Here is a 25,399-nt window from a genome sequence, read left to right as displayed (position 1 = left end):
GCCATCGCCGAGCCGGGCGATCACGTCATCCTCACCCGCGGCGACCACATGAACGCCCACGGCGGTACCAATACCCTGCGGATTCTCGAGGTGGAAACCCAGCATGAGTGAGACACGCCCGCGGCGCGATGTGCGCCGCACCCTGCCGGCGCGCAAGCGCATCGCGCTGATCGCCCACGACGGCAAGAAGCCGGAGATGCTGGCCTGGGCCCGGCGCTGGCAAGCGACCCTGGTCCGCCATGAGCTGGTCGGCACCGGCACCACCGCGACCCGTCTCTCCCGCGAGCTGGGGCTGACGATAGAGTCGCTGATGAGCGGTCCGCTGGGCGGTGACCAGCAGATCGGCGCGCGCATCGCCGAACAAGGCCTCGACCTGCTGGTGTTCTTCTGGGACCCCTTTGCGCCCCAGCCGCACGACCCCGACGTCAAGGCGCTGTTGCGCCTGGCCGCGCTGTGGAACGTGCCGGTGGCCTGCAACCCGGCCAGCGCGGACTTCCTGCTCAGCTCGCCCTGGCTCGACCGCGACATGGATATCGATATCCCCGATGCCGGCGGCTGGGTATCGGCACGCACCGACTGATCGCCGCGAATCACGCCACAACGAGGACCCTTGCATGTTCCAGCTCACTCGCAGTGTCACCTGGCAGGCCCTCAAGCATCTGCATGCCGACACCGCCGATGACCGCATCGCCGACTACTTCGACGCCGACCCGAAGCGCTTCGACAAGATGAGCCTGCGCGTCGGCGGCCTGTTCCTCGACTACTCCAAGCAGCATATTTCCGAGGCCGTGCTGGAGAAGCTGCTCGAACTGGCCGACCACTCGGCGCTGGTCCAGCGCCGCGCCCAGATGTTCTCCGGCGACATCATCAACGTCACCGAGAATCGCCCGGTGCTGCACACCGCGCTGCGTAACGTCGGCGAGGGGCCGCTGATGGTCGACGGCCAGGATGTGATGCCGGAGATCCAGCGGACCCGCGAACAGATCCAGCGCTTCTCCGAGGCGGTGCGCAGCGGCGAATGGAAAGGCTACAGCGGCGAGCGCATCAAGGACGTGGTCAACATCGGCATCGGCGGCTCCGACCTGGGGCCCAACATGGCCTGCCGGGCCTTGCTCAAGTACCGCCATGCGGAGCTCAACTTCCACTTCGTGTCCAACGTCGACGGCGCGCATATCCAGAAGGTGCTCAGCGGTCTCGACCCGGCCACCACGCTGTTCATCGTCTCGACCAAGACCTTCTCCACCCAGGAGACGCTGCTCAACGCCAAGACCGCGCGGCGCTGGTTCCTCGAACACGCCGGCGAGGAGGCCGACGTGGGCGCGCACTTCGTCGCCGCCTCCACCAACCGCCGCGCGGCCATGGAGTTCGGCATCCGCGAGGAGAATGTCTTCGAATTCTGGGCCTGGGTCGGTGGGCGCTATTCCATGTGGTCGTCGATCGGCCTGCCGATCGCGCTGGCCATCGGTTTCGAGGGCTTCATGGAGATGCTCGAAGGCGCCTACGAGATGGACCAGCACTTCCTGACCGCGCCCAACGCCGCCAACATGCCGGTGCTGATGGCGCTGATCGGGATCTGGTACATCAACTTCACCGGCGCCGAGACCCACGCCATCGTGCCCTACGATCAGGCGCTGCATCAGCTGCCACCCTTCCTGCAGCAGCTCGACATGGAATCCAACGGCAAGTCGGTGGACATCTTCGGCCACCCGGTCGACTACAAGACCGGGCCGATCGTCTGGGGCCAGACCGGCTCCAACGGCCAGCATGCCTTCTTCCAGCTGCTCCATCAGGGCACCCGCTATGTGCCGATCGACTTCATCGCCTCGCTCAAGCCCGAGCCCGGCATGGAGGATCACCACTTCGCGCTGCTGACCAACATGCTGGCCCAGGCCAATGCCTTCATGGAAGGCAGCCAGGGGGACAGCGACCTGGACCCCTACAGCTGCCCGGGCAACCGACCCTCCAGCACCCTGCTGCTCGACGAGCTGACGCCGAAGAACCTCGGCGCGCTGATCGCCCTGTACGAGCACAAGGTGTTCGTTCAGGGGGTGATCTGGAACATCAACTCCTTCGACCAGTGGGGCGTGCAGCTCGGCAAGCGCATCGCCGGCGAGATCAGCGAACGCATCGACGAACACAGCCAGGACTTCGACGCCTCGACCCAAGGTCTGCTGACGCTGGTCCGCGAGCGCTTCCCCGGCCAGCAGCCAAGGCCCGACGCCGGCAAGGCGGCGCCCAAGGGCAAACGCAAGCGGAGCCAGGCGTCGTCCTGACCCCTGGGCCCTTCACGGGCCCACTCCAGGGCGGCCGACGCGCCGCCCCCACCAAGCGGCGGCCAGCCACAACGGCACGCTACCGACGCCATAGGCCAAGGCCAGGCCGGGGCGCGACGTCTCGAGCAGGTAGAGCGTCTCCAGTCCGAACAGCGAGAAGGTGGTGAAGCCGCCGCAGAAGCCGGCCATCAGGAAGGGCTGCCAACGAGCGGCGTGGCCGGTGACACGGTGCCCCACCCGGGCGGCGCAGGCGGCGATCAGCCAGGAGCCCACCAGGTTGACGGCCAGGGTGCCCCACAGGAAGGCGCTGCCCAGCGCCTGCAGCATGCCGAGCCCCACCAGATGGCGCGCCAGCGCCCCCAGCCCGCTGCCCAGTCCCACCGCCAGATAGCCGCGCCAGCCCGTCATGCGCCACCTCCCGCCAGCCACCAGCCCAGCGCCGTGGCGGCCACGCCGGCCACCAGGGTGGCCAACCCATTGACCACGGCCGGGCCAGATCGCCCCTCCTGCCATAGGGTCAGCGTCTGCAGGCTGAAGGACGACACCGTGGTGAACCCACCCAGCCCGCCGACCGCCAGCAGCGACCAGGCCGGCGAGGACGCGATCGGCCAGCCCAGGGCGGTCGCCAGGGCACCGATCGCCAGGCAACCCAACACGTTGACCGTCAGGGTTCCCCAGGGGAAGCCACGCCCGAGCCAATGCGCCATCAAATCACCTACCGCCAGGCGAGCCATGCCGCCCAGCGCGCCCCCTACCGCCACCAGAACCAGGCCAACGATGCCGCCGCTCATGATGCCCCTCCCCGTGAATGCGCGATCATGCTAGCCGAAGCGAAGAGCTCCCACAAAAGCACTTCCCGGGCGGACCGCCCGGTACGGGCTCGACTGACGCCATGCCTTTGTACAAGCTTCATACGCCGAAATAACGACGTTCAAGACTCGACGCTAACGGTGCAGGCTGGGAAGATGCCGAGATGATCCATCCACGCCACGACATGGAGGCCCATCGCGTGACACCCCCTAGACGACTCCTCTACCTCTTAAGCCTGTGTCTGATGGCCGGCCTGTTCCTCGCCTCCGGCCCGCTACAGGCACAGGCGACCGACGCCCAGCCGGCGGCCAATTCCACCCTGGCCGACATGCTGGAAAACCCCGATACCCGCCAGCAGCTGATCGACCAGCTGCGCGCCCAGGCCGAGGCCCCCGCCGAGGAGGCGGCCGCCGCCGAACCCTCGCTGCCCCGGCAACTGGCCGGGGCCACCCGCCATGTGGTCGATGAGCTCAGCAGCCAGTTCGAGGCCATGACAGGCACCCTGAACCAGCTGTTCGGTGGTGGCGTGGCCGACGATGCCGGCTTCGACATGGCCGCCTTCACCAGCGCCGCGCTCAACCTGGGGCTGGTGATCCTGGCGACCCTCGCCCTGTTCATCATCATCCGGCGCCTCGTACGCCCGCTCTTCACGCGGCTCAGTCAATGGTCGCTGAACGGCCAGGGCCTGCAGCCCTTGCTGCGCCTGGTGGTGTGCGTGGGGGTCGCCACGCTGATCGACGCCCTGGTGGTCGCGCTGGCCTACGTCGGCGGCAACCTGGTGGCGACCTTCGCGGTCGGCGAGAGCGGCGATCTTTCGACCCGCGCCTCGCTGTTCCTCAACGCCTTCCTGGTCATCGAGTTGCTCAAGGCCGCGGTGCGCATGCTATTCGCCTCGCACTACGAGGGGCTGCGCCTGCTGCCCATCACCGCCGACAGCGCCCGTTACTGGAACCGCTGGATCGCGCGGCTGATCGGCCTGGCGGGCTATGGCCTGATGGTCGTGGTGCCGCTGATCAGCGCCTACCTGTCGGCGCCCCTCGGCAGCACCGTGGGCACCCTGATCATGCTCGGCGCCTACGTCTATGCCGTGGCCGTGGTACTGCGCAACCGCCTGCCCCTGCGCCAGGCCCTGAACCACAAGGCCGAGCAGACCACCATGACCGCCAGCCGGGTCTCGATGCAGCTGTTCGCCCGTACCTGGCACCTGTTCGCCCTGGCCTACTTCACGGTCGTGCTGGTGCTGACCCTGACCCGTCCGGAGGAAGCCCTGCCCTTCGTGATGCTGGCCACCCTCAAGACGCTGGTGACCGTGCTGGTCGGCATGCTGATTTCCTCCTTCCTGACCCAGACCATCGGCCGTCGCATCCGCCTCGGCGACGACCTGCGCCGCAAGCTGCCGCTGCTCGAGGCGCGCCTCAACCGCTACGTGCCCACCGCACTGCGAGTCGTGCGCGCGGTGATCCTGATCATCGTGGTGATGCTGGTGCTCAACGCCTGGGGTGCCTTCGACCTCGCCGCCTGGTACGCCTCCACAGCGGGCCGCGAGCTGGTCGGCAAGCTGGTCAGCGTGTTCACGATCCTGGTGGTGGCCGCCGCCGTCTGGCTGGGGCTCGCCAGCCTGATCGAGCACAAGCTGAATCCCGAGACCGGCGGCGCTCCCACGGCCCGCGCCCAGACGTTGCTGGCGCTGTTCCGCAATGCCCTGGTCATCACCCTGGTCACCCTGACGACGATGATCGTGCTGTCCGAGATCGGCATCAACATCGGCCCGCTGATCGCCGGCGCCGGGGTACTGGGCCTGGCCATCGGCTTCGGTGCCCAGAAGCTGGTGCAGGACATCATCACCGGCGTCTTCATCCAGATCGAGAACGCCATGAACACCGGCGACGTGATCACGGTCGGTGGCACCACCGGGGTCGCCGAGAAGCTGAGCATCCGCTCGGTGGGCATCCGCGATCTCTCCGGCACCTACCACGTCGTGCCCTTCTCGAGCGTCGACACCGTCTCCAACTACATGCGCGACTTCGCCTACCACGTCGGCGAATACGGCATCGCCTACCGCGAGAACATCGACGAGGCGATCCAGGCGCTACGCGATGCCTTCGATGACCTCTCCGCCGACGAGGACATGAAGCCCTGCCTGCTCGAACCGCTGGAAGTGGCCGGCGTGATCGCGCTGGCCGACAGCTCGGTGAACATCCGGGTACGCCTGATGACTACCCCGGGCGACCAGTGGGCCGTGGGCCGCGCCTACAACCGGCTGGTCAAGATGCGCTTCGACGCCGCCGGCATCGAGATTCCCTTCCCGCATACCACCCTGTTCTTCGGGGCGGACAAGGAAGGCGCCGCGCCGCCGGCCAACCTGCGCGTCATGCAGCAGAGCTTCACCGTCGATGGCAGCCCGGCCGGCCAGCCCCGCCACCACGGAAGCCACGTGGACGACCGCTTCGACCCGGCCGACACCTCATCGCCCAAGGAGGTCCACAACCAGGACGACGGCGAGTGAGCCTGCCGGGCGGCGTCCACGCACGCCGCCCGGCCTTCTCGACACCCATTCGCGTCAGCGCCTGGCCGGCACGGTTCGAGCGTTGACGATGCCCACAACGAAACGGGGGCTGCCGATCGGCAGCCCCCGTTTCGTTGTGGGCCAGGCTCGTCGGCCCGGCTAGCGTTCAAGAGGCCTGGCGGCTTCCGCTACGCGCCAGGGTATCCTCGGGCTCGGTCGGCTGCGGCAGCGAGGGCAGCGACTTGTCGAGCAGCTCCACGCTCTGGCGATAGTAGAGCTGGCTCTTGTTGTGCTCGCCCAGGTTGGCATAGAGACGCGCCAGCTCGGCGCACACCACGCCGCTGGAACGCTGGCGCTGGCTGGCCTCGAAGTACTCCTGCGCCTTGCCCCAGTAAGCGTTGCGCAGCGACAGGCGACCCAGGGTCAGCAGCAGGTCCGGATCATTGGGCCGCTCCTGCAGCCACTTCTCGGCGACCACCAGTTGGCGGGCGGCATCCACCTCGAGCAGGCCGTAGCGCAGCACCAGCCGGCTGTCCCACTGCTCCTTGAGGGAGTGGCGCAGCAGGCGTTCGGCGATACCTTGCTCGTTGCCGCGCAGCAGTGCCTCGGCGTAGAGCACGATCAATTCGACATGACCCCGCAGCTCCTCGGGCATGTCCGCCCACAGGTTGCGCACCCGTTCGATGCCGCCCGGCTGACGAGTCTCCTGGATGATCAGCTCGCGGTAGGCCTGGCGTTCGAGCTGCTCGCGCTCCTCCTTCGCGATCAGCTGCTGAGCTCCCAACCGCGGCATCAGGCGGCGCAGGCCATCCCAGTCGTTCAAGCTGATGTAGGCCTGCTTGAGCTGCTTGAGCACCTGCGGGTGATTGGGCAGGTGGCGGTCCAGGCGGGTGAGGGTAGCCAGGGCTTCCTCGTACTGCTGACGGTCCAGCATCAACTGGGCCTGCATCATGCCGACCGCGGTATCGGCTCCCTCGGTGCTCAGGTGAGCGCGCTTGAGCAGGGTGTCGGCCTGTTCGTAGCGCCCCTGATAGTGGGCCGCCAGAGCCGCGGAGAGATAGTTGACCAGCGGCGTGCTGGAGTCATCGGCGGCCTTGACCAGCGACTTCTCGGCGCGCTTCCAGCGCCCCTCGGCCAGCGCCACCAGGCCGCGCACGGTGCGCTTCATGGCGGTGCGGTTGCGTGAGCGGCTGTTCCAGACCTTGAAGCGCGATACCGGCCGAGACAGGCGCATCAGCACGCGCAGCACGAAGTGCAGCACGATGAAGGCGGCCAGCATCAACACCAGGCCGAACCAGAAAGATGTCTGCACCGAGGTGTCGCCGATGCGCACCAGCCAGTAGCCGGGCACCGCCATCATCAGCTGGCCGAACAGGGCCCCGACCGCGAGCCCCAGGACGATAAGCAGGATCAGCTTTCTCATGACGCGCCTCCCTGGCCATTGTCGCCGGCTTCATAGCGACGCTCGATGAACTCGGCCAACGCCTGCTGGGAGGCGCTGATATCGGGCAACTCGGGGCGGATGGTGCGGCCCTTGAGCGCCTCGAGCCGGCTCAGCACCGACGCCACGGCATCATCGCGGGTGTCGTAGTAGCCGCGGATCAGGGTCAACGCCTTGTCGAGGCTGGCGTCATAGAGCTCTCGCTCCTCCTTGAGCAGCGCCAGCTGAGCCTGCTCGAGGATCAGCCGCACGCTCTGGCGCAGATAGGATTCCTGCTCCGGCGAGACCAGCGCCTCCAGGGCCTCATCGTGCTGGCGCACCGTGACCAGGTCCTTGAGCTCCTCGCCGACTCGCGACAACTGTTGCTGCCAGCCGCCACTCGGCGCCTCCTCGATGGTCGAATTGGCGGCGATCGCATCGATGTCCTGGGCCAGCGGCAGGCCGGCGATCTGCTCCTGCTGAGCGTTGAGCGCCAGGTAAAGGCCCGTGCGGTCGACCCGTGGCACGGCGTCCAGGGCGGCCAGCTCCGAGGCGATATCGCGCCGCACCGGCAGCAGCGCCGGATTATCGGCCTCCTCGAGTCGCGCATCGGCGGTACTCAACAGCGCCGAGGCACCCTTGACGTCGCGCTCGAGCTGCAGGCGTTGATTGGCCAGGCGCAGCAGGTAGGCGGCCTCGGCGTGGAGCCAGTCGCGTTCGTCGGTCTGCTGCTCGCTGGCCAGCTCCTTGAGGACCCGGTCGAGGGCATCGTCGACGCTGCCGCGATAGTCGGAGAACTCGCTACGCAGGTCGTCGATGGCGGCCTCGCGCTCGCCCTGGCTGCTCTCCAGCCGCGTGGACAGGTCATCCAGCGCGCCCTGGCCGGCGGGCTGCTCGGGCAGCGCGGCCAGGTTCTGCTGCTGGGCGTCGAGCCGCTGCCAGACCTGCCAGCCGAAGTAGATGCCGCCGGCACCGAGCAGGATCACCAGCCCCAACGCCACGGCGCCGGCCTTGCCCCCACGACGGGGGGGCTCGCCAGCACCGCCCGAGCCCTTGCCGCCCTGGCCACCGCCGGGCTTGCCGGGTGTCGATTTTCCGGGTGTCGACTTGCCGCCCTGGCCCGAGGAGGCCGCACCACCCTTGGCCGGCGTCGAGGAAGCCTCGCTCTTGGCCTCACTCTTGGCCTCGCTGGATGCCGCAGGCTTGGCGGCAGCCTGACGCGAAGCGGCCTTGTCGCCGTTCGACTCGCCACCCTTGGCCGCGGCACCTCCCTTGCCGCGACGCCGGGAACGGCGCGAGGAGCCGGACCCACTCGCGCTCGCCTCGGCCTCGCCCTGGGGCGACGCGGTGGTGCCATCAGCGGCGTCGGAGGGCGTCTGTTGTTCGTCCTGATCGTTGTGTTGATTGCTCATCTGTCGCTAGCCCTTTTCGAGATCATCATGATCGACATCGGCCTTCTCCGGGTCTCCCTCGGCCACGGCGTCCGCCAGCGCGGCGGGCGTAGCCCCAGACGCCACGACGGGGCGACGAAACCCCAGCGTGTCGGCCAGTGTAGCCAACCGGGTACTGGACACGATTAGCGGTTGGTGCAAGGCGGTGTGCGAACACCATCTTGCCAGATGTTCGAGGATTTCTCCGCTGGTGACCACCAGGGCGCGGTAGTCGCCCTCGGCGAGCCGCCGCTCGAGCCCCGCGTCAGGGGCGAGCAGGCGGCGCCGATAGAGCGCCAGGCGGGTCAATCGGGCGCCTCGCTCGGCGAGCGTCTCGCCGAGCAGCGGCCGACCGCCTTCGCCGGCCACCAACAGCACGCGCTGCTCATCGAGGCGCCTCAACGACCCCAGGGCGAGCAACGCCTCGCTGGTGTCGCCGGCGGGAGGCAGGTGCACACGCACGCCCAGCTCACGGTGCAGGACCGCGGCGGTCGCCGCCCCCACGGCATAGTAGTCCACCCCGACCGGTAGCTGGGGCCAGTAGCGCTCCAACGCCTCGGCGAGGCATTCGGCGGCGAAGGGGCTTACCACCACCACGCGCCGGTACTGGTCGAAATCCAGCCAGACGCTACGCTGCTGCGCGGTTTCCGGCAGCGGGTCGAGGGCCATGGCATCGCCATGTTCGACGGCGACACCGCGCGCGGCGATGGCGTCGGCCAGCGCCGCGGCCCGGGGGCCGGGGCGGCAGATCAAGACCGGCGGCGTCGCCATCAACCGGCGCCGTAGACCTCGGCGAGGATGTCGCCTGCGCCCATTTCCAGCAGCTCTTCGGCGACGCGGATGCCTAGCGCCTCCGGCTCATGGATCGAGCCTCGGCCCTCGGCACGCAGCACCTCGGTACCCTCGGGATTGCCGACCAGGGCGCGCAGCCACAGGGTCTGGCCGTCGTCCTCGAAGATCGCATGGCCGCCGATCGGCACCTGACAGCCGCCCTCGAGGCGAGTGTTCATGGCGCGCTCGGCGCGCACCCGCGTGGCGGTGGCCGGATCGTCGAGCGGCGCCAGCAGCGAGATCAACTCGGCATCATGCATGCGGCACTCGATGCCCAGCGCGCCCTGGCCACAGGCCGGCAGACAGACCTCCGCCGGCAGCTCCATGGTGATGCGATCCCCGAGCCCCAGGCGCTTGAGCCCGGAGGTGGCCAGCAGGATGGCATCGAACTCGCCGCTGTCGAGCTTGCCGAGGCGAGTCTGGACGTTGCCGCGCAGGCTCAACACCTCCAGGTCGGGGCGCGCCTCGCGTATCTGCAGGCCGCGACGCAGGCTGGAGGTGCCGACACGCGCGCCCTCGGGCAGCTCATCCAGGCAACCGTAGCGATGCGACACGAAGGCGTCGGTCGGCTCCGCGCCCTCGAGGATCACCGACAGCCCCAGGCTCTCGGGGAAATGCATGGGCACGTCCTTCATGGAGTGCACGGCGATGTCGGCACGACCATCGAGCATCGCCTCTTCCAGCTCCTTGACGAACAACGCCTTTCCGCCGACCTTGGCCAGCGGCGTGTCGAGGATCTTGTCGCCGCGGGTCGACATCGGTACCAGCTCCACCTCGAGCTCGGGATGCGTCGCCATCAGGCGATCACGGACGTATTCGGCCTGCCACAGGGCCAGCTGGCTCTTGCGAGTGGCGATACGCAACTTCGTCATGGCTTGCACAGGCTTCTCTCCGTCCCGGTTCATGGCGCCGGCGCCTTCGCGCGGGCGACCGGTGCTCTCTGATATAGCGTCATCATAAAGGACCCGGCAAGCCAGGCAAATCGCCACCCCGCCGGAACCACCTTCGAAGCCTCAACGCGCGGCCTGCCCCGGGCGACGGCGCGGCGGCCCACGAAGCGCTCCCGCCGCTCGCCTGGGGCGCGGACTCTGGTACACTTTCCGGCATGTCAAGCCGGCACGCCCCGCCGTCCGCCGAGCCCCTCTTACCGTCATGAAGGATGTCAGCCCGATGAGCCAACCCCCGACGAGCGATAGCACCAACCAGTCCTGGGGCGGCCGCTTCAGCGAGCCCACCGACGCCTTCGTCGCCCGCTTCACCGCCTCGGTCGACTTCGATCAGCGCCTGGCCCACCACGATATCCAAGGCTCGCGCGCCCATGCCACCATGCTGGCCCGGGTCGGGGTACTCAGCGAGGACGAGCGCGATGCCATCCTGGCCGGCCTCGACGAGGTGCAGGCGGAGATCGAGGCCGGCACCTTCGAATGGTCGGTGGCTCTCGAGGACGTGCACATGAACATCGAGGCGCGCCTCACCGACAAGATCGGCATCACCGGCAAGAAGCTGCATACCGGCCGCTCGCGCAACGACCAGGTGGCCACCGACATCCGCCTGTTCCTGCGCGACGAGATCGACACCGTGGCCGCCGAGCTCGCCCGCCTGCGCCAGGGCCTGATCGCGCTGGCCGACCACGAGGCCGACACCATCATGCCCGGTTTCACTCACCTGCAGACCGCCCAGCCGGTGACCTTCGGCCATCACCTGCTAGCCTGGCATGAGATGCTGGCCCGCGACCATGAACGGCTGCTCGACTGCCGTAAGCGCGTCAACGTGCTGCCGCTGGGCGCCGCCGCCCTGGCCGGCACCACCTATCCCATCGACCGCCATGTGACCGCCGAGCTGCTGGGCTTCGACCGCCCCGCCGAGAACAGCCTCGATGCCGTCAGCGACCGCGACTTCGCCATCGAATTCACCGCCTTCGCCAGCACCCTGCTGATGCACCTGTCGCGGATGAGCGAGGAACTGGTGCTGTGGACCAGCGCCCAGTTCGACTTCATCGACCTGCCCGACCGCTTCTGCACCGGCTCATCGATCATGCCACAGAAGAAGAACCCGGACGTGCCGGAGCTGGTGCGCGGCAAGACCGGCCGCGTCTACGGCCACCTGATGGGCATGCTGACGCTGATGAAGTCCCAGCCGCTGGCCTACAACAAGGACAACCAGGAGGACAAGGAGCCGCTATTCGACGCCCTGACCACCGCGCAGGACTGCCTCAAGGCGTTCGCCGACATGGTGCCGGCCATCGAGGCCAAGGCCGATAACATGCGCGAGGCCGCGCGCAAGGGCTTCTCCACCGCCACCGACCTGGCCGACTACCTGGTGTGCCGCGGCGTGGCCTTCCGCGATGCCCACGAGATCGTCGGCCAGTCCGTGGCCTACGGCATCAGCGCGGACAAGGACCTCTCCGACATGAGCCTCGAGGAGCTGCGCCGCTTCTCCGAGGTCATCGAGCAGGACGTCTTCGAGGTACTGACCCTCGAGGGCTCGGTGGCCGCGCGCAACCACATCGGCGGCACCGCCCCCGATCAGGTTCGCGCCGCCGCCCAGCGCGCCCGCGAGGCCCTGGCCACGCTGACCGCCACCGACGCCCCGGGAGACGACCGTTGATGCGCCGCCTCGCCCCCTTCGCCCTGCTGACGCTGACCCTGCTGGCCGGTTGCGGCCAGAAAGGCCCGCTCTACCTGCCCGACAACGAGGCCGCGGCCGAGCGCTACGGCCCTCGCGATGCCCAGCAGGACGAGTCCCGCCAGGATGACGACACCCATGTCGACGAGCCCCACAACGCCGACGAGGAAGACTGATGGATCATTTCGCCTATCGTGACGGCGTACTCCACGCGGAAGACGTGCCGCTGCCTCAGCTGGCCGAGGCCTTCGGCACGCCCTGCTACGTCTACTCCAAGGCCACTCTGGCGCGCCACTTCCGCGCCTATACCGAGGCCGTGGGCAGCCATCCGCACCTGATCTGCTACGCGGTGAAGGCCAACTCCAACCTGGCGGTGCTTAACCTGCTCGCGCGCCTCGGCGCCGGCTTCGACATCGTCTCGGTGGGCGAGCTGGAACGGGTGCTGGTGGCCGGCGGCGACCCGGCCAAGGTGGTATTCTCCGGCGTGGCCAAGGAGGAGCACGAGCTCGAACGCGCGCTCAGCGTGGGCATCAAGTGCTTCAACGTCGAATCGCACGCCGAGCTCGAACGCCTCGACGCCGTGGCACGCGGCATGGGCAAGACCGCCGCGGTCTCGCTGCGGGTCAATCCCGACGTCGACGCCGGCACCCACCCCTATATCTCCACCGGGCTCAAGGACAACAAGTTCGGCATCCCGGTCGACGAGGCTCATGAGGTCTACCGTCAGGCCGCGGCCATGGACCACGTCCGGGTGGCCGGGCTCGACTGCCACATCGGCTCGCAGCTCACCGACACCACGCCCTTCCTCGACGCCCTGGACCGGCTGCTGGTGCTGCTCGAGCGCCTGCGCGAGGATGGCATCGAGATCGATCACCTCGACCTGGGCGGCGGCCTCGGCGTGACCTATCAGGACGAGCGCCCGCCCCAGCCCTTCGACTACGTCACCGCCCTGCTCGAGCGGCTGGCCCGCTGGCCGGACAGCGAACGGCTGACCCTGCTGTTCGAGCCGGGGCGCTCGATCGCCGCCAACGCCGGCGTGATGCTGACTCGGGTCGAGTTCCTCAAGCCCGGCGAGACCAAGAACTTCGCCATCGTCGACGCGGCCATGAACGACCTGATCCGCCCCTCACTCTACCAGGCCTGGCAGGCGATCCAGGTGGTCGACACCACGGCACCGCGCGACGGCGATACCTATGACGTGGTCGGCCCGGTCTGCGAGACCGGCGACTTCCTCGGCAAGGACCGCGAGCTGGCCATCGCCCCCGGCGACCTGCTGGCGGTGCGCTCGGCGGGCGCCTACGGCTTCGTGATGGCCTCCAACTACAACAGCCGCCCGCGCCCGGCCGAGGTGATGGTCGACGGCGACCGGCCCCACCTGGTGCGCCGCCGCGAACGGCTCGAGGACCTGTGGGCCGGCGAGGCGGTGCTGCCGGACGACAGCGCGGAGACGCCGTGATGCTGCTGCAGTTCACCAAGATGCACGGACTCGGCAACGACTTCATGGTGGTCGACCTGATCAGCCAGCGGGCGCGCCTGCGCGACGAGCAGATCCGAGCGCTGGCCGGGCGCCGCTTCGGCATCGGCTTCGACCAGCTGCTGTTGGTCGAGCCGCCCCGCGACCCGGACATGGACTTCCGCTACCGGATCTACAACGCCGACGGCAGCGAAGTCGAAAACTGCGGCAACGGGGCTCGCTGCTTCGCCCGCTTCGTGCGTGACCAGCGGCTGACCCACAAGCACGAGATCCGCGTCGAGACCGCCGGTGGCCCGCTGACCCTGGTGGTCGAGGACGACGAGCGGGTGCGCGTCGACATGGGGGCGCCGCGCTTCAGCCCCGAGGCACTGCCCTTCGACGCCGACGAGGACCGCCTGCTGCATGCGCTGGAGATCGAGGGCCAGCCCCTCGAGGTCGGCGTGGTCTCGCTGGGCAACCCCCACGCGGTACTGCGGGTCGACGACGTCGACAACGCCCCCGTCGAGCGCCTGGGGCCGGCCATCGAAGGCCACCCGCGCTTCCCCAAGCGGGTCAACGCCGGCTTCATGCAGGTCGTGTCCGCCCACGAGATCCGGCTGAGAGTCTTCGAGCGCGGCAGCGGCGAGACCCTGGCCTGCGGCACCGGCGCCTGCGCCGCGGTGGCCACCGGCATCCGCCTGGGCTGGCTCGAGAGCCCGGTCAGCGTGCAGCTACCCGGTGGCGAGCTGGAGATCGCCTGGCCCGGCGGCGAGGCTCCCCTGGTCATGACCGGCCCCGCCACGCGGGTCTTCGAGGGACGCGTACCGCTGACATAACGCCAACATCATCATGCGCCCAACGCAGAGGAGACATCGCTCATGAGCCATCCCGCCCCCGAGCCGCGCAAGACCCTGGAGCCCGACGTCGTCGCCCAGTGGCTGGCCCGCCACCCGGACTTCTTCGTCGGCCGTGAGGGCCTGCTGCAGCAGCTCCGGGTGCCACACCCCGAGGCTCAAGGCGCCACCTCCCTGCTCGAGCGCCTGGTTCACGACCTGCGCGGCCGCGCCGAGCAGTCCGAGCGACGGCTCGAGCAACTGCTCGACTCGGCCCGTCACAACGAGGCCCAGTACCGCCGCACCCGCGAGCTGGTGCTGTCGCTGCTCGAGGCCGAGGATGGCGACGCCCTGGGCCAGGCGCTGGCGACCCAGCTCGGCGAGCGCTTCCAGACCCCGGCGCTGGCGCTATGGTGCCCGGCCACGCTCACCGACGCCGAACCGCGGCCTCCCCAGCCTCCGCGGCATGTGCTCGATGACCACGCGGCCCGGCGCCTCGCGGCACTGCTCGACGGCCGGGCCAGCCGCTGCACGCGCCTCTCGCCCAGCGACTGGAAGCGCCTGCTGCCTCATGCACCGGCCCCCGCCCAGGCCGGCTCCTGCGCCCTGGCACGGCTGACCCTCGGCGAGCCCATGGGCTACCTGGTGCTGGCGAGCCCCGACCCGGAGCACTTCCGCGCCAGCATGGATACCCTGTTCACCGAGTATGTCGGCGACGTGGTGGCCCGGCTGCTGGTGCGCCTGGCGCCGCCCCGCCATGGCTGACGACACGTTGCTGGCGCGCCAGGTCGAGGCCTGCCTCACCGAGCTCGCACGGACGGCGAGCCCCGCCACGGTGACCGCCTACCGGCAGGATCTGGCGGCGCTGGCGACGTTCCTGGAGGCCCAGGGCGTGGACGACGGTGGAGCGTTGGACGTCGCGCTGCTGCGCCGCTTCCTCGGCGGCGAGCGGGCCCGCGGCCTGGCCCCGCGTAGCCTGGCGCGGCGCCGTGCGGCGGTGACCCGCTTCGCCGACTGGCTGCGCCGCGATGGGCGCCTGGACTACAACCCGACGGAGCTGGTGCGCACGCCCAAGGCCCCCCGGGACCTGCCACGCCCGGTCGACGTGGATGCCCTGGCGCATTTCCTCGACACGCCCCACGACGGCTCCCCGCTCGCGGTGCGCGACCAGGCCATGCTCGAGCTCTTCTACTCCAGCGGGCTGCGCCTGGCCGAGCTGGCGGCGCTGGACCTGGGCGACCTCCGCCCCCAGCGCGTACGAGTGCTGGGCAAGGGCGGCAAGCCGCGCCAGGTCCCGGTGGGGCGGCGCGCCCATCAGGCACTCGACACCTGGCTCGGCGTGCGCGGCGCGCTGGCCGGCGACACCGAGGCCGCGCTGTTCGTCGGCGCGCGTGGCCGCCGCCTCGGCCACCGGGCGATCCAACAGCGCCTGGCCGGCCTGGCCCGCCGCCGCGGCCTGGATGAACACCTGCATCCGCACCGGCTGCGCCACTCCTTCGCCAGCCACCTGCTCGAGTCCAGCCAGGACCTGCGTGCGGTCCAGGAACTCCTCGGCCATGCCCACCTGTCCACGACGCAGGTCTACACCCGGCTGGACTGGCAGCACCTGGCCAGCGGGTACGACGCCGCCCATCCACGGGCGCGCCGCCGCCCCGACGACAGCGATAATTCCTCATGACACGACGCCCGCTCCAGGCGCTGACCTTCGATCTCGATGACACCCTGTGGGACAACCAGGGCGTGATGGCCCTCACCGAGGAAGGCCACTACGCCTGGCTCGACGAAAGCCTGGCCGCCTGGCTCGCCACCCGCGGTGAGAGCATGCTGGGCCAGTTCGCCGAGCGCCTGCCCCTCGAGGCCTACCAGCAACGCCGGCGCGAGCTGGCCGAGCGCCATCCGCTGCGCCGCGGGAACTTCACCTGGATTCGCGAGCAGGCGCTGTGCGGCCTGCTGGAGGAGTTCGGCCTGCCGCGCTCGGCGGCCCGACTGTGGTCGCTGGCCGCCATGGAGCGTTTCCATGACCTGCGCCTTGGCGTCTCGCCTTATCCGGAGGTGACGACGATGCTCGACGCCCTGGGCCGGCGCTACCGGCTGGCCTCGATCACCAACGGCAACCTGGCCCTGCGCCGGCTGGCGCTGTCGCGCCACTTCGAGGTCTCGATCGCCGCCGGCGAGATGCACGCCCCCAAGCCGGATCCACGCTGCTTCTTGATGACGCTGGCCCGACTCGGGACCACGCCCGAGCGGGCGATGCATATCGGCGATTCCTGGCAGGAAGACATCCTGCCGGCGCTGCGGCTGGGCATGCAGGCGGCCTGGATCGCCGGCGACGCGCCCCACGGCGAGGCGTTGCCGGCCGGCGTGCACCGGCTCACGCATATTCGCGAGCTACCGGCGCTGCTGGAAAGGCTGGGGGAGTAGGACGGGGTGGCCGCGCTCGCGTCACCCGTGGAGAAGCGCGGTGGGCGACGGCCCGGGCGGCGAGGAACGCCGCCCACGGTCACTGAGGGTCGGTGAGCAGCCAATCATCGAGGCGCTGGTGCACCTCCTCGAGGCCGTCCTTCTTGAGCGCCGAGAACAGCTGCACGGTCACCAGGTCTTCCCACTCGCGCAGTCGCGAACGCACCTGCTGCAGGGCGCTCTTGGCCGGGCCGCGCTTCAGCTTGTCGGCCTTGGTCAGCAGGATATGCACCGGCATGTCGGCCTCGTCGGCCCAGCCCAGCAGGGTCTGGTCGAACTCGGTGAGCGGATGGCGCACGTCCATCAGCAGTACAAGGCCTCGCAGCGAGGTGCGTCGGCGCAGGTAATCGGCCAGATGATGCTGCCACTCGCGCTTGACCTGCTCGGGGACCTTGGCATAGCCATAGCCCGGCAGGTCGACCAGGCGCAGCTCGGCGGCCTCGTCCAGCGAGAAGAGGTTGATCAGCTGCGTCCGGCCCGGCGTCTTGGAGGTCCGCGCCAGGGCCTTCTGGTGCGTCAGCGCATTGATCGCACTGGACTTTCCGGCGTTGGAACGCCCGGCGAAGGCGACCTCGGCCCCGGTATCGGCGGGACACTTCGCAAGCGTCGGCGCACTGGTGATAAAGCTGGCTGCCTGGTAGTTAAGGCGCGACATGGCGGGATTCCTGAGGTCGATCGAGGGGGCGCGGCTTGCATTTCGGCAACACCGGTGTTCCTTTATACTGCAGTCGATTTTGTCTGCGGCCGGGGGCGGCAGTATACACCGTGCTCCCCACGCCAGCGACCAGCGGGCTCGCCCGTTCAACCACAAACGGCAGTGTGGATTCGCGATGAGACAGCTACTGGCAAGCTTCGCCATCACCCTGTGCGCCATCGGCGCCGCCCATGCCGCTTCCCTGGCGGATGCCGATGCCGAGGCCGGCCGTGACAAGGCCGCCGTGTGCAGTGCCTGCCACGGCCAGCAGGGCATCGGCATCGCCCCGGCCTTCCCCAACCTGGCCGGCCAGCAGGCCTCCTATCTGGCCAAGCAGATCATGGACATCCGCGATGGCAAGCGCCCGGTGCCGCAGATGGCGGGGCAGCTCGACGACTACTCCGACCAGGATGCCTGGAACGTGGCCGCCTACTACGCCGGCCTGTCGCCGGCCCGCGGCCAAGCCGATCCCGAGCTGGTCGAGCGTGGCCGAGAGCTGTACCGCGCCGGCGACATGGAGCAGGGCATTCCGGCCTGCGCGGCTTGTCACACGCCGACCGGCGAAGGCATCGGTAGCAGCGCCTATCCGGCCCTCTCGGGCCAGCAGCGCGACTACCTGGTCACCACGCTGAAGGCCTTCGCCACCGGCCAGCGCGACAACGACACGAACGCGATCATGCGCGAGATCGCCGCCCAGATGAGCGACCGCGACATGCAAGCGGTGGCCAGCTACGTGCGCGGTCTGCACTGACCCACGCCCCACGCGACGCCAGACTCATGTCATCATCGGGGAACCCGGCGGCCCGGCCACGACTCCAAGGCCGCGTACGCCATCCCCGAATGACGGCATTCGGATCACGTCACCTCAAGGAGAGACTCCTCGCATGTTCAAAACACTGATGGTCGCCGTCGCAGGTATCGGCCTGTCCACCCTGTCGACCCTCGGCTCAGCCGCCGACCTGGTCGCCGGCCAGGATTACACCGTGCTCGACGAGCCGGTGAAGACCCAGGTCGCCGACGACAAGATCGAGGTCACCGAGGCCTTCTGGTACGGCTGCCCGCACTGCTACGCCCTGGAAGACAGCCTCAACGCGTGGGTCGCCGAGCTGCCCGACGATGTCGCCTTCCAGCGCATGCCGGCCACCATGGGCGGCGCCTGGAACCGCCACGCCACGGCCTTCTATGCCGCCCAGCAGCTGGAGATCCAGCAGCAGATGCACGGCGACTTCTTCGACGCCATCCACGAGCAAGGCGACCAGCTGACCGCTGACGAGGACCTCGCGGCCTTCTTCGGCCAGTACGGCGTCAGCGAACAGGACGCCCTGGACGCGCTGGGTTCCTTCGGCGTCAAGTCGCAGGTCAACCGCGCCCACGCGCGGATGCGCAACATGCAACTGATGGGCGTACCGGCGCTGGTCGTCGACGGCCGCTTCGTGGTGACCCCGAGCACCGCCGGCAGCCTCGAGAACATGCCGCAGATCGCCGATGCCCTGGTCGATCAGGTGCGCGACGAGCGGGCCGAGTGACATGCAACAGCGGGCCGAGGACAACGACCATGCTCCGGGCATGACGTCTCTGAAGCTACTGACCTTCAACCTGCAGGTCGGCATCCAGACCTCGGCCTACCGCCACTATCTGACGCGGGGCTGGCAACACCTGCTCCCCCATCCCCGCCGCGGTGAGCGCCTCGATGCCATGGGCGAGGTGCTCGGCGGCTTCGACATCGTCGGCCTGCAGGAGGTGGACGGGGGCAGCTTCCGCTCCGGCCACGTCAACCAGGTGGCCTACCTGGCCGGCCGGGCCGGCTTTCCCCACCACTACCAGCAGCTCAACCGCAACCTGGGGCGCGTCGCCCAGCACAGCAATGGTCTGCTGTCGAAACTGACGCCCGCGCGCGTCGAGGAGCACCGCCTGCCCGGCACCCTGCCCGGCCGCGGCGCCATCCATGCCCGCTTCGGCGAGGGGCCCGATGCCCTGCACGTCTTCGTCGCTCATCTGGCCCTCAGCCATCGTGGCCGCGTGCGCCAGCTCGACTACCTCAGCGAACTGATCCAGCCGCTGCGTCATGTGGTGGTGATGGGCGATCTCAACTGCACGCCGGATCAGATCCACGCCCATTCGCGGTTCCGCGATTCCCTGCCCCTGCATCCGGTGCGCCCGCCGCTCAGCTATCCCTCCTGGCAACCGCGCCGCGCCCTGGATCACATCCTGCTCTCCGATTCCCTGGAGACCGACCGCGTCGAGGTGCTGGAGCACCTGTACTCGGATCATCTGCCGGTCGCGATCGAGGTGCGGCTACCCGCCGCCTGCCAGGCCAGCCTGACGTCTCCCCCCGGCACGGGTTAAGACCAATGTCGGTCCTGTCATCCCGACAGGCGTTGACGAATTCCCGTATAGTCGGCTGAGTCGTTTCAACGCACGGCGCCCCTACTCTCGACGTCACCGCAACTCCGAGCGATCGCCCATGCCTCCTACCCACGAGCTCCCGAGTCTGCTGACCTGGCTCGACCGCTTCTCCGAGTGGCTCGGGCGCAGCCTGTCCTGGCTGATCCTGCTGATGATGCTGGTTCAGTTCTTGATCGTGGTGCTGCGCTATGCCTTCAGCATCAACAGCATCCCCATGCAGGAATCGGTGATGTACATGCATGCCACGGTGTTCATGCTCGCCGCCGGCTACACCCTGCGCCACGGCGGCCATGTGCGGGTGGACATCTTCTATCGAGCCATGACGCCGAAGCGCAAGGCACTGATCGACCTGCTGGGCACCCTGTTCCTGCTGCTGCCGTTCATGGTCTTCGTGATCCTGTCCAGCCTCGGCTATGTGAGCAAGTCCTGGGCGATCCTCGAGAGCTCGCCGGATACCGGCGGCATTCCCGCCGTCTTCCTGCTCAAGACGCTGATTCCCGCGTTCGGCGGGCTGATGATCCTCCAGGCCATGGTCGAGGCCACGCGTAACCTGCTGATCCTGACCGGCCGCATCGATCCCCAGGCCGACACCCCCGATCACCACGAGGAGCACCTGTGATGCTGGAGTTCATGCCGCTGGTGCTGTTCGCCGTAATCTGTACCGTGCTGATGTTCGGCTACCCGGTCGCCCTGTCGCTGGCCGGCACCGCGCTGGCCTTCGCCGGGCTGGGCTTCGGCCTCGAATCGCTGGGCATCGATGCCAACTTCGACGGCGGCTACCTGGCCGCCTTCCCCAACCGCCTCTACGGCATCATGAGCAATCAGACGCTGCTCGCGGTGCCGCTGTTCGTGCTGATGGGCGTGCTGCTGGAGAAGTCGCGGGTCGCCGAGACGCTGCTCGAGGCCATGGCCATGCTGTTCGGCTCGCTGCGCGGCGGCCTGGGCATCTCGGTGACCCTGGTCGGCATGCTGCTCGCCGCCTCCACCGGCATCGTCGGCGCCACCGTGGTCACCATGGGCCTGATGTCGCTGCCGACCATGCTCAAGCGCGGCTACAGCATACCGCTGGCCACCGGCACCATCTGCGCCACCGGCACCCTGGGCCAGATCATTCCGCCCTCCATCGCCCTGGTGCTGCTGGGCGACGTGCTGTCCTCCGCCTACCAGCAGGCCCAGCTGTCGATGGGCATCTTCAGCCCCAAGACCGTATCGGTGGGTGACCTGTTCATGGGCGCCCTGGTACCCGGCATGATCCTGGTGGCCCTCTATATCGCCTATGTCGCCGTGACCGCCTGGCTCAAGCCGGCCTCGGCCCCGGCGGTGGATCGCCAGGAGTTGATGGACGAGCTCGGCCACGAGGGCGGCCTGGGCCTGCTGTTGCTCAAGGGGCTGGTGCCGCCGATCGTGCTGATCGTGGTGGTGCTCGGCTCGATCCTCGGCGGCCTCGCCACGCCCACCGAGGCCTCGGCGGTGGGGGCCTTCGGCGCCCTGGTGCTGGCCCTGGCCTACCGGCGCCTGAGCCTCGCCACCCTCAAGGAGGTGCTGCGTTCCACGGCCGATGTCACCACCATGGTGTTCCTGATCCTGATCGGCGCGGCGCTGTTCTCACTGGTGTTCCGCGCCTACGGCGGCGAGGAGCTGGTCACCCACCTGTTCGAGGGCATGCCCGGCGGCGTGGTCGGCGCCACCCTGATCGTGATGCTGGTGATCTTCCTGCTCGGCTTCATCCTCGACTTCATCGAGATCACCTTCGTGGTGGTGCCGATCGTCGGCCCGATCCTGCTGGCCATGGGCCTCGACCCGGTGTGGCTGGGGATCATGATCGCCATCAACCTGCAGACCTCGTTCCTCACGCCGCCATTCGGCTTCGCGCTGTTCTACCTGCGCGGCGTGGCGCCGGATTCGGTGCCGACCTCCGCCATCTACCGCGGCGTGATGCCGTTCATCGCCCTGCAGCTGGCCATGCTGGTCGCGCTGTCGTTCTTCCCACAGCTCGCCACCTGGTTGCCGCAGCAGTTCTAGCCGTCTCCCGTTGGCGCCCCGTGGACGACACGAGGGCGCCGGCGGCTACAGTATCGGAAGCGGCGCCTCGCCCTTCCCCCCGGCTCGGCCAAGGCGCCGAGCCTCTTGCAAGCCATGCCCTACCGGGATTGCCCGGTTCAACAACGCCATAACAGATCAAGGGAGCAAGCATGCAGCGCACATCACTCACCAAAGCCATCACCCTCGCCGGAGCCGCCACCGGGCTACTGCTCATCGGCACCCAGGCCCAGGCCCAGGCCCAGGAGACCTTCGAGTGGAAGATGGCCACCGCCTGGCCGAAGAACTTCCCCGGCGTCGGCCAGGGGCCCGAACGCCTCGCCGAACTGGTCGACAAGATGTCCGACGGCCGGCTGACCCTCGAGGTGTTCGGCGCCGGCCAGCTGGTCCCCGGCTTCGAGGTCTTCGATGCCGTCGCCGAGGGCACCGCCGAAATGGGCCACTCCGCCTCCTACTACTGGAAGGGCAAGGCCCCGGCGGCCCAGTTCTTCGCCGCCGTGCCGTTCGGCATGAATGCCCAGGAGATGAACGCCTGGCTGCACTACGGCGGCGGCATGGAGCTGTGGAACGAGCTCTACGAGCCGTTCGGCGTCGACGTCATGGCCGCCGGTGCCTCCGGGGTACAGATGGGCGGCTGGTACAACGAGGAGATCACCTCGGTCGACGACCTGGACGGCCTGAAGATGCGCATGCCGGGCCTCGGCGGCGAGGTCATGAACCGCATGGGCGTGGCCATCGTCAACATGCCGGGCGGCGAGATCTTCACCTCGTTGCAGTCCGGCGCCATCGATGCCACCGAATGGATCGGCCCCTACAACGACCTGGCCTTCGGCCTCTACCAGGCCGCGGATTACTACTACTATCCGGGCTGGCACGAGCCGACGGTGATGTTCGAGGCGATCGTCAACGACGAGGCCATGGCCTCCCTGCCGGACGATCTCCAGGCGATCCTGCGCACCGCGATCCGCGATGTGAACCAGGATGTGCTGGACGAGTACACCGCGCGCAACAACGACGCCCTGGAGACCCTGGTCAACGAGCATGACGTCGAGCTGCGCCGCCTGCCGGACGACGTGCTGGCCGAGGCCCAGCGCATCTCCGACGATGTGGTCGCCGAGCTGGCCGAGTCCAGCGAGATGGCCGGCAAGATCTATGACTCCTACAGCGCCTTCCAGGAGAAGGTCGAGGACTACCACGCCATCTCCGAGCAGGCCTACTACGACGCCCGCAATCCGCAAGGCGACACCGCCTCCGCCGAGTAAGCTCACGGCCCCATCGCAGGACCGCCAGGGACCGCCTTCGGGCGGTCCCACTGCGTTCAGCCTATCGACAGAGCGGCGCCAGCCAGGCCTCGGCCAGCATCAGCACCAGGCCGTAGCGCCCGTCCTTGGCTATCAGGATCCACAGCGCGGCCCGCCACCAGGGCAGCCGGAAGATCCCCGCCAGCACGGTGAGCGGATCGCCGATCACCGGCATCCACGCCAGCAGCAGGCTGGCCTCGCCCCCTCGGCGGTACCAGTGCTCCGCCCGCGCCAGGCTGCGCGACGAGACCGGGAACCAGCGATGGTCCCGATAGTGGAGGGCGTGTCGCCCTAATCCCACATTGATCAGGCTGCCCAGCACGTTGCCCGCGGTGGCCACCGCCCATAACGCCAGCGGCGTGCCACCCTGACACCACTGCCTGGCCAGCCAGGCCTCCGAGCCACCGGGCAGCAAGGTGGCACTGACCAGGGCGACCAAGAACAGGCTCAGCATGGCCGTCGGCCGCTCCCCTGGCGTATGCTAGACACCGGATTCACGCCACAAGACGACAACATCATGTCCTCCATTCCCCATACCCTGACCATTGCCGGCTCCGACCCCTCGGGAGGCGCGGGCCTGCAGGGCGATCTCAAGACGTTCTCGGCGCTGGGCACCTACGCCACCAACGTCATCACCGCGGTGATCGCCCAGAACACCCAGGGTGTGGCCGCCGTGCACCCGGTGCCGGCGGCGGTGATTGGCGAGCAGCTCGAGAACCTGCTCGACGACGTTCGCATCGACGCGGTGAAGATCGGCATGGTCGGCGACCGCGCGGTCGCCGAGACCCTCGCCGAGGTGCTCGAGCGACGCCGGCCGCGCTGGATCGTACTCGACCCGGTGATGGTGGCCAAGAGCGGGGACATCCTGGTCGATGCCGCCGGCATCGCCGCGGTGCGCGACATCCTGGTGCCGCTGGCCGACGTGATCACCCCCAACCTGCCCGAAGCCGCGGTGTTGCTCGGCGCCGAGACGCCACGCACCCCGGATGCCATGGAGGCCATGCTGCCTGCGCTGCAGGCCCTCGAGGCGCCCTACGTGCTGCTCAAGGGCGGCCACCTGTATGGCGAATCCTGTCCCGACCTGCTGGCCACGCCCGAGAGCAGCCAGTGGCTGCCGGCGCCACGCATCGCCACCGACAACCTGCACGGCACCGGCTGCGCGCTGTCCTCGGCGATCACCGCCCGGCTGGCCCATCTGCCGCTCGAGGCCGACGGCGATGCCATCGTCACGGCCATCGGCGAGGCCAAGCGCTGGCTGCACGCCGCCCTCGACGCCAGCCCGCTGCTGGGGATCGGCCAAGGCCGCGGCCCGGTGCACCACTTCCACGCCTGGTGGTGAGGCGCGACGTCGGCGCCATGGCCGGGGCACCAACGCCCGCTTGCAGGGGCGGCCGGAGGCACCCATCCTGAAACGGTCATCTCCCGGCCGCATGAGGGTTGTGCCATGTCCCGCACCCTGCTGTTTGCCTGTGATCTTTCCGCCGAGAACCGTGCCGCCTTCGCCCGGGCCATCCGGCTCGCGAACGACACCGGCGCCCGTCTCGACGTCATCCACGTGCTCGACCCTCACCTGCCGCGTCGGGTCGTCCCTCGGCTGGAAGAGGCCGTGGTGGCGGATATCACCGCCACCCTCACCGACATCCGTGAGGACTACGCCCTCGACGAGCCGGCGACGCTGATACAGACGGTGGCCGGCGCGCCCTACGCGGAGATCATCCGCGAGGCCCACGAGCGCGAGGCCGACATGATCATCCTCGGCACCCACCGCAAGCGCGGCCAGCCGGACCTGGTCACCGGCACCAGCCTGGCGCGGGTGCTACGCGGCGCGCCCTGCCCGGTGCTCTCGGTGAGCCATCCCGCCACCCAGCCGTGGCAAGACATACTGGTGCCGGTAGACTTCTCGCTGACCTGCCGCCACACCCTGCACGAGACGCTCAGGCGCTTCCCCGAGGGCCGGCTGACCCTGCTGCATGCCTGGAACATCCCCGGCGAGCGCGAACTGGGCTCGCGCAGCGATTACGCCTTGTGGCGAGATCGCGAGGTGGCCAGGCTGCGGCGCCACCTCGAGCAGGAAATCGACCAGTTGTTGGGAGAGCTCGAACGCGTCCCCGAGGTGACCCTCGAGCTCGAGCAGGGCGACCCCCTGGAGGTACTGATGACTCGGCTGCGCCGCCAGCCACCGCAGCTGCTGGCGCTGGGCAGCCGCGGCCAGCTCGGGCGCCACAGCCAGATCACCGAGCGCCTGCTGGCCGAGCCGCATTGCGACATCATGCTGTGTCGCAGCTGGTGACGCCGGGCCCCGGCCCGCGCGTCTTCT

General features: G+C 68.9%; 25 protein-coding genes and 1 pseudogene. 18 read left to right on the top strand and 8 right to left on the bottom strand.

Translation table 11 applies throughout. From position 1 onward, the window contains the following. The first annotated feature begins 103 nt into the window (after positions 1–103). The gene (locus tag ETC07_RS10645) at positions 104–580 is read left to right on the top strand and encodes a methylglyoxal synthase (RefSeq protein WP_136248496.1); all 477 of its coding nucleotides are present in this window, start codon (positions 104–106) and stop codon (positions 578–580) included. 34 nt (positions 581–614) lie between these two features. Further along, on the top strand, positions 615–2,273 hold the full coding sequence (gene pgi / locus ETC07_RS10640; RefSeq protein WP_136248495.1) for a glucose-6-phosphate isomerase: 1,659 nt from the start codon (positions 615–617) through the stop codon (positions 2,271–2,273). Between the two features lie 12 nt (positions 2,274–2,285). Here pgi and ETC07_RS10635 read toward each other — a convergent pair whose 3' ends face one another. After that, positions 2,286–2,681 (bottom strand): fluoride efflux transporter FluC, encoded by a 396-nt coding sequence (locus tag ETC07_RS10635; RefSeq protein ID WP_136248494.1) that lies wholly within the window; start codon positions 2,679–2,681, stop codon positions 2,286–2,288. Continuing rightward, a complete protein-coding gene (crcB, locus tag ETC07_RS10630) occupies positions 2,678–3,064 on the bottom strand; it encodes a fluoride efflux transporter CrcB (protein ID WP_136248493.1) in 387 nt (128 codons plus the stop codon). Before crcB ends, ETC07_RS10635 begins: the two co-directional genes overlap by 4 nt. 182 nt (positions 3,065–3,246) lie before the next feature. Between crcB and ybiO the strand changes: the two genes are divergently transcribed. Beyond that, a complete protein-coding gene (gene ybiO, locus ETC07_RS10625) occupies positions 3,247–5,589 on the top strand; it encodes a mechanosensitive channel protein (RefSeq protein WP_240724624.1) in 2,343 nt (780 codons plus the stop codon). 166 nt (positions 5,590–5,755) lie between these two features. Here ybiO and ETC07_RS10620 read toward each other — a convergent pair whose 3' ends face one another. Genes ETC07_RS10620 through hemC form a run of 4 tightly spaced genes read right to left on the bottom strand, consistent with a single transcriptional unit; the run spans position 5,756 to position 10,151 of the window. Continuing rightward, positions 5,756–7,012: a heme biosynthesis HemY N-terminal domain-containing protein gene (locus tag ETC07_RS10620; RefSeq protein WP_136248492.1), complete on the bottom strand. Its 1,257-nt coding sequence runs from the start codon at positions 7,010–7,012 to the stop codon at positions 5,756–5,758. Further along, positions 7,009–8,421: a uroporphyrinogen-III C-methyltransferase gene (locus ETC07_RS10615; RefSeq protein ID WP_136248491.1), complete on the bottom strand. Its 1,413-nt coding sequence runs from the start codon at positions 8,419–8,421 to the stop codon at positions 7,009–7,011. Before ETC07_RS10615 ends, ETC07_RS10620 begins: the two co-directional genes overlap by 4 nt. A 6-nt stretch (positions 8,422–8,427) precedes the next feature. Further along, complete coding sequence (locus tag ETC07_RS10610) at positions 8,428–9,210, bottom strand: uroporphyrinogen-III synthase (protein ID WP_136248490.1); 783 nt, start codon at positions 9,208–9,210, stop codon at positions 8,428–8,430. Continuing rightward, positions 9,210–10,151, bottom strand: coding sequence for a hydroxymethylbilane synthase (gene hemC, locus ETC07_RS10605; RefSeq protein ID WP_136248489.1), 942 nt, complete (start codon positions 10,149–10,151; stop codon positions 9,210–9,212). The genes ETC07_RS10610 and hemC overlap by 1 nt, the downstream gene beginning before the upstream one ends. Positions 10,152–10,440: 289 nt before the next feature. Between hemC and argH the strand changes: the two genes are divergently transcribed. From argH to ETC07_RS10570, 7 genes and pseudogenes are all read left to right on the top strand, one after another. After that, the gene (gene argH / locus ETC07_RS10600; RefSeq protein WP_136248488.1) at positions 10,441–11,877 is read left to right on the top strand and encodes an argininosuccinate lyase; all 1,437 of its coding nucleotides are present in this window, start codon (positions 10,441–10,443) and stop codon (positions 11,875–11,877) included. Beyond that, positions 11,877–11,987: pseudogene (lptM, locus tag ETC07_RS16520) on the top strand (LPS translocon maturation chaperone LptM); the annotation flags it as partial. The gene argH and the pseudogene lptM, both read left to right, overlap by 1 nt. An 83-nt stretch (positions 11,988–12,070) precedes the next feature. Beyond that, positions 12,071–13,351: a diaminopimelate decarboxylase gene (gene lysA / locus ETC07_RS10590; RefSeq protein WP_136248486.1), complete on the top strand. Its 1,281-nt coding sequence runs from the start codon at positions 12,071–12,073 to the stop codon at positions 13,349–13,351. Continuing rightward, the gene (dapF, locus tag ETC07_RS10585; RefSeq protein WP_136248485.1) at positions 13,351–14,184 is read left to right on the top strand and encodes a diaminopimelate epimerase; all 834 of its coding nucleotides are present in this window, start codon (positions 13,351–13,353) and stop codon (positions 14,182–14,184) included. The genes lysA and dapF overlap by 1 nt, the downstream gene beginning before the upstream one ends. Before the next feature lie 42 nt (positions 14,185–14,226). Then, positions 14,227–14,946, top strand: a complete 720-nt coding sequence (locus ETC07_RS10580) for a DUF484 family protein (RefSeq protein WP_136248484.1) — start codon at positions 14,227–14,229, stop codon at positions 14,944–14,946. Continuing rightward, positions 14,939–15,859: a tyrosine recombinase XerC gene (locus tag ETC07_RS10575; RefSeq protein ID WP_136248483.1), complete on the top strand. Its 921-nt coding sequence runs from the start codon at positions 14,939–14,941 to the stop codon at positions 15,857–15,859. The genes ETC07_RS10580 and ETC07_RS10575 overlap by 8 nt, the downstream gene beginning before the upstream one ends. Then, positions 15,856–16,602 (top strand): HAD family hydrolase, encoded by a 747-nt coding sequence (locus tag ETC07_RS10570; protein WP_136248482.1) that lies wholly within the window; start codon positions 15,856–15,858, stop codon positions 16,600–16,602. Before ETC07_RS10575 ends, ETC07_RS10570 begins: the two co-directional genes overlap by 4 nt. Before the next feature lie 79 nt (positions 16,603–16,681). Here ETC07_RS10570 and yihA read toward each other — a convergent pair whose 3' ends face one another. Then, positions 16,682–17,296, bottom strand: coding sequence for a ribosome biogenesis GTP-binding protein YihA/YsxC (yihA, locus tag ETC07_RS10565; RefSeq protein ID WP_136248481.1), 615 nt, complete (start codon positions 17,294–17,296; stop codon positions 16,682–16,684). A 175-nt stretch (positions 17,297–17,471) separates the two neighbouring features. On the opposite strand from yihA, the gene ETC07_RS10560 reads away from it, so the two are divergent. The 6 genes from ETC07_RS10560 (at position 17,472) to ETC07_RS10535 (ending at position 23,043) form a co-directional block, all read left to right on the top strand. After that, positions 17,472–18,086, top strand: coding sequence for a c-type cytochrome (locus tag ETC07_RS10560; RefSeq protein WP_136248480.1), 615 nt, complete (start codon positions 17,472–17,474; stop codon positions 18,084–18,086). A 133-nt stretch (positions 18,087–18,219) separates the two neighbouring features. Further along, on the top strand, positions 18,220–18,861 hold the full coding sequence (locus ETC07_RS10555; RefSeq protein ID WP_136248479.1) for a thiol:disulfide interchange protein DsbA/DsbL: 642 nt from the start codon (positions 18,220–18,222) through the stop codon (positions 18,859–18,861). A gap of 40 nt (positions 18,862–18,901) precedes the next feature. Next, positions 18,902–19,681 carry an endonuclease/exonuclease/phosphatase family protein gene (locus ETC07_RS10550; RefSeq protein WP_240724623.1) on the top strand — a complete coding sequence of 260 codons (780 nt, stop codon included), beginning with the start codon at positions 18,902–18,904 and terminating at the stop codon, positions 19,679–19,681. Between the two features lie 118 nt (positions 19,682–19,799). Continuing rightward, positions 19,800–20,360, top strand: coding sequence for a TRAP transporter small permease subunit (locus ETC07_RS10545; protein WP_136248477.1), 561 nt, complete (start codon positions 19,800–19,802; stop codon positions 20,358–20,360). After that, a complete protein-coding gene (locus ETC07_RS10540; protein WP_136248476.1) occupies positions 20,360–21,763 on the top strand; it encodes a TRAP transporter large permease in 1,404 nt (467 codons plus the stop codon). The genes ETC07_RS10545 and ETC07_RS10540 overlap by 1 nt, the downstream gene beginning before the upstream one ends. A 170-nt stretch (positions 21,764–21,933) precedes the next feature. Continuing rightward, entirely contained in the window at positions 21,934–23,043 is a 1,110-nt protein-coding gene (locus ETC07_RS10535; RefSeq protein WP_136248475.1) for a TRAP transporter substrate-binding protein, read from the top strand. A gap of 61 nt (positions 23,044–23,104) precedes the next feature. Here the strand turns inward: ETC07_RS10535 and ETC07_RS10530 are convergent, their stop codons facing one another. Continuing rightward, positions 23,105–23,536 (bottom strand): YqaA family protein, encoded by a 432-nt coding sequence (locus ETC07_RS10530; RefSeq protein ID WP_136248474.1) that lies wholly within the window; start codon positions 23,534–23,536, stop codon positions 23,105–23,107. A gap of 63 nt (positions 23,537–23,599) precedes the next feature. Here ETC07_RS10530 and thiD point away from each other — a divergent pair, with 63 nt between their 5' ends. Both thiD and ETC07_RS10520 read left to right on the top strand, forming a co-directional pair. Then, positions 23,600–24,421 carry a bifunctional hydroxymethylpyrimidine kinase/phosphomethylpyrimidine kinase gene (gene thiD, locus ETC07_RS10525; protein ID WP_136248473.1) on the top strand — a complete coding sequence of 274 codons (822 nt, stop codon included), beginning with the start codon at positions 23,600–23,602 and terminating at the stop codon, positions 24,419–24,421. Positions 24,422–24,526: 105 nt separating this feature from the next. Continuing rightward, on the top strand, positions 24,527–25,372 hold the full coding sequence (locus tag ETC07_RS10520; RefSeq protein WP_136248472.1) for a universal stress protein: 846 nt from the start codon (positions 24,527–24,529) through the stop codon (positions 25,370–25,372). Positions 25,373–25,399: the final 27 nt, after the last annotated feature.

It is taken from the genome of Halomonas borealis (genome assembly GCF_004798905.1).
Classification (GTDB): Bacteria; Pseudomonadota; Gammaproteobacteria; order Pseudomonadales; family Halomonadaceae; genus Halomonas; species Halomonas borealis.
Note: the sequence above shows the minus strand (reverse complement) of the source record. Positions and strands in the feature narration are given on the sequence as shown.

Excerpts from the sequence above, each read along its gene's own strand:
- ETC07_RS10645 (WP_136248496.1), top strand. The coding sequence starts at position 104 with ATGAGTGAGACACGCCCGCGGCGCGATGTGCGCCGCACCCTGCCGGCG.
- pgi (WP_136248495.1), top strand. The coding sequence starts at position 615 with ATGTTCCAGCTCACTCGCAGTGTCACCTGGCAGGCCCTCAAGCATCTG.
- ETC07_RS10635 (WP_136248494.1), bottom strand. The coding sequence starts at position 2,681 with ATGACGGGCTGGCGCGGCTATCTGGCGGTGGGACTGGGCAGCGGGCTG.
- crcB (WP_136248493.1), bottom strand. The coding sequence starts at position 3,064 with ATGAGCGGCGGCATCGTTGGCCTGGTTCTGGTGGCGGTAGGGGGCGCG.
- ybiO (WP_240724624.1), top strand. The coding sequence starts at position 3,247 with ATGATCCATCCACGCCACGACATGGAGGCCCATCGCGTGACACCCCCT.
- ETC07_RS10620 (WP_136248492.1), bottom strand. The coding sequence starts at position 7,012 with ATGAGAAAGCTGATCCTGCTTATCGTCCTGGGGCTCGCGGTCGGGGCC.
- ETC07_RS10615 (WP_136248491.1), bottom strand. The coding sequence starts at position 8,421 with ATGAGCAATCAACACAACGATCAGGACGAACAACAGACGCCCTCCGAC.
- ETC07_RS10610 (WP_136248490.1), bottom strand. The coding sequence starts at position 9,210 with ATGGCGACGCCGCCGGTCTTGATCTGCCGCCCCGGCCCCCGGGCCGCG.
- argH (WP_136248488.1), top strand. The coding sequence starts at position 10,441 with ATGAGCCAACCCCCGACGAGCGATAGCACCAACCAGTCCTGGGGCGGC.
- lysA (WP_136248486.1), top strand. The coding sequence starts at position 12,071 with ATGGATCATTTCGCCTATCGTGACGGCGTACTCCACGCGGAAGACGTG.
- dapF (WP_136248485.1), top strand. The coding sequence starts at position 13,351 with ATGCTGCTGCAGTTCACCAAGATGCACGGACTCGGCAACGACTTCATG.
- ETC07_RS10580 (WP_136248484.1), top strand. The coding sequence starts at position 14,227 with ATGAGCCATCCCGCCCCCGAGCCGCGCAAGACCCTGGAGCCCGACGTC.
- ETC07_RS10575 (WP_136248483.1), top strand. The coding sequence starts at position 14,939 with ATGGCTGACGACACGTTGCTGGCGCGCCAGGTCGAGGCCTGCCTCACC.
- ETC07_RS10570 (WP_136248482.1), top strand. The coding sequence starts at position 15,856 with ATGACACGACGCCCGCTCCAGGCGCTGACCTTCGATCTCGATGACACC.
- yihA (WP_136248481.1), bottom strand. The coding sequence starts at position 17,296 with ATGTCGCGCCTTAACTACCAGGCAGCCAGCTTTATCACCAGTGCGCCG.
- ETC07_RS10560 (WP_136248480.1), top strand. The coding sequence starts at position 17,472 with ATGAGACAGCTACTGGCAAGCTTCGCCATCACCCTGTGCGCCATCGGC.
- ETC07_RS10555 (WP_136248479.1), top strand. The coding sequence starts at position 18,220 with ATGTTCAAAACACTGATGGTCGCCGTCGCAGGTATCGGCCTGTCCACC.
- ETC07_RS10550 (WP_240724623.1), top strand. The coding sequence starts at position 18,902 with ATGACGTCTCTGAAGCTACTGACCTTCAACCTGCAGGTCGGCATCCAG.
- ETC07_RS10545 (WP_136248477.1), top strand. The coding sequence starts at position 19,800 with ATGCCTCCTACCCACGAGCTCCCGAGTCTGCTGACCTGGCTCGACCGC.
- ETC07_RS10540 (WP_136248476.1), top strand. The coding sequence starts at position 20,360 with ATGCTGGAGTTCATGCCGCTGGTGCTGTTCGCCGTAATCTGTACCGTG.
- ETC07_RS10535 (WP_136248475.1), top strand. The coding sequence starts at position 21,934 with ATGCAGCGCACATCACTCACCAAAGCCATCACCCTCGCCGGAGCCGCC.
- ETC07_RS10530 (WP_136248474.1), bottom strand. The coding sequence starts at position 23,536 with ATGCTGAGCCTGTTCTTGGTCGCCCTGGTCAGTGCCACCTTGCTGCCC.
- thiD (WP_136248473.1), top strand. The coding sequence starts at position 23,600 with ATGTCCTCCATTCCCCATACCCTGACCATTGCCGGCTCCGACCCCTCG.
- ETC07_RS10520 (WP_136248472.1), top strand. The coding sequence starts at position 24,527 with ATGTCCCGCACCCTGCTGTTTGCCTGTGATCTTTCCGCCGAGAACCGT.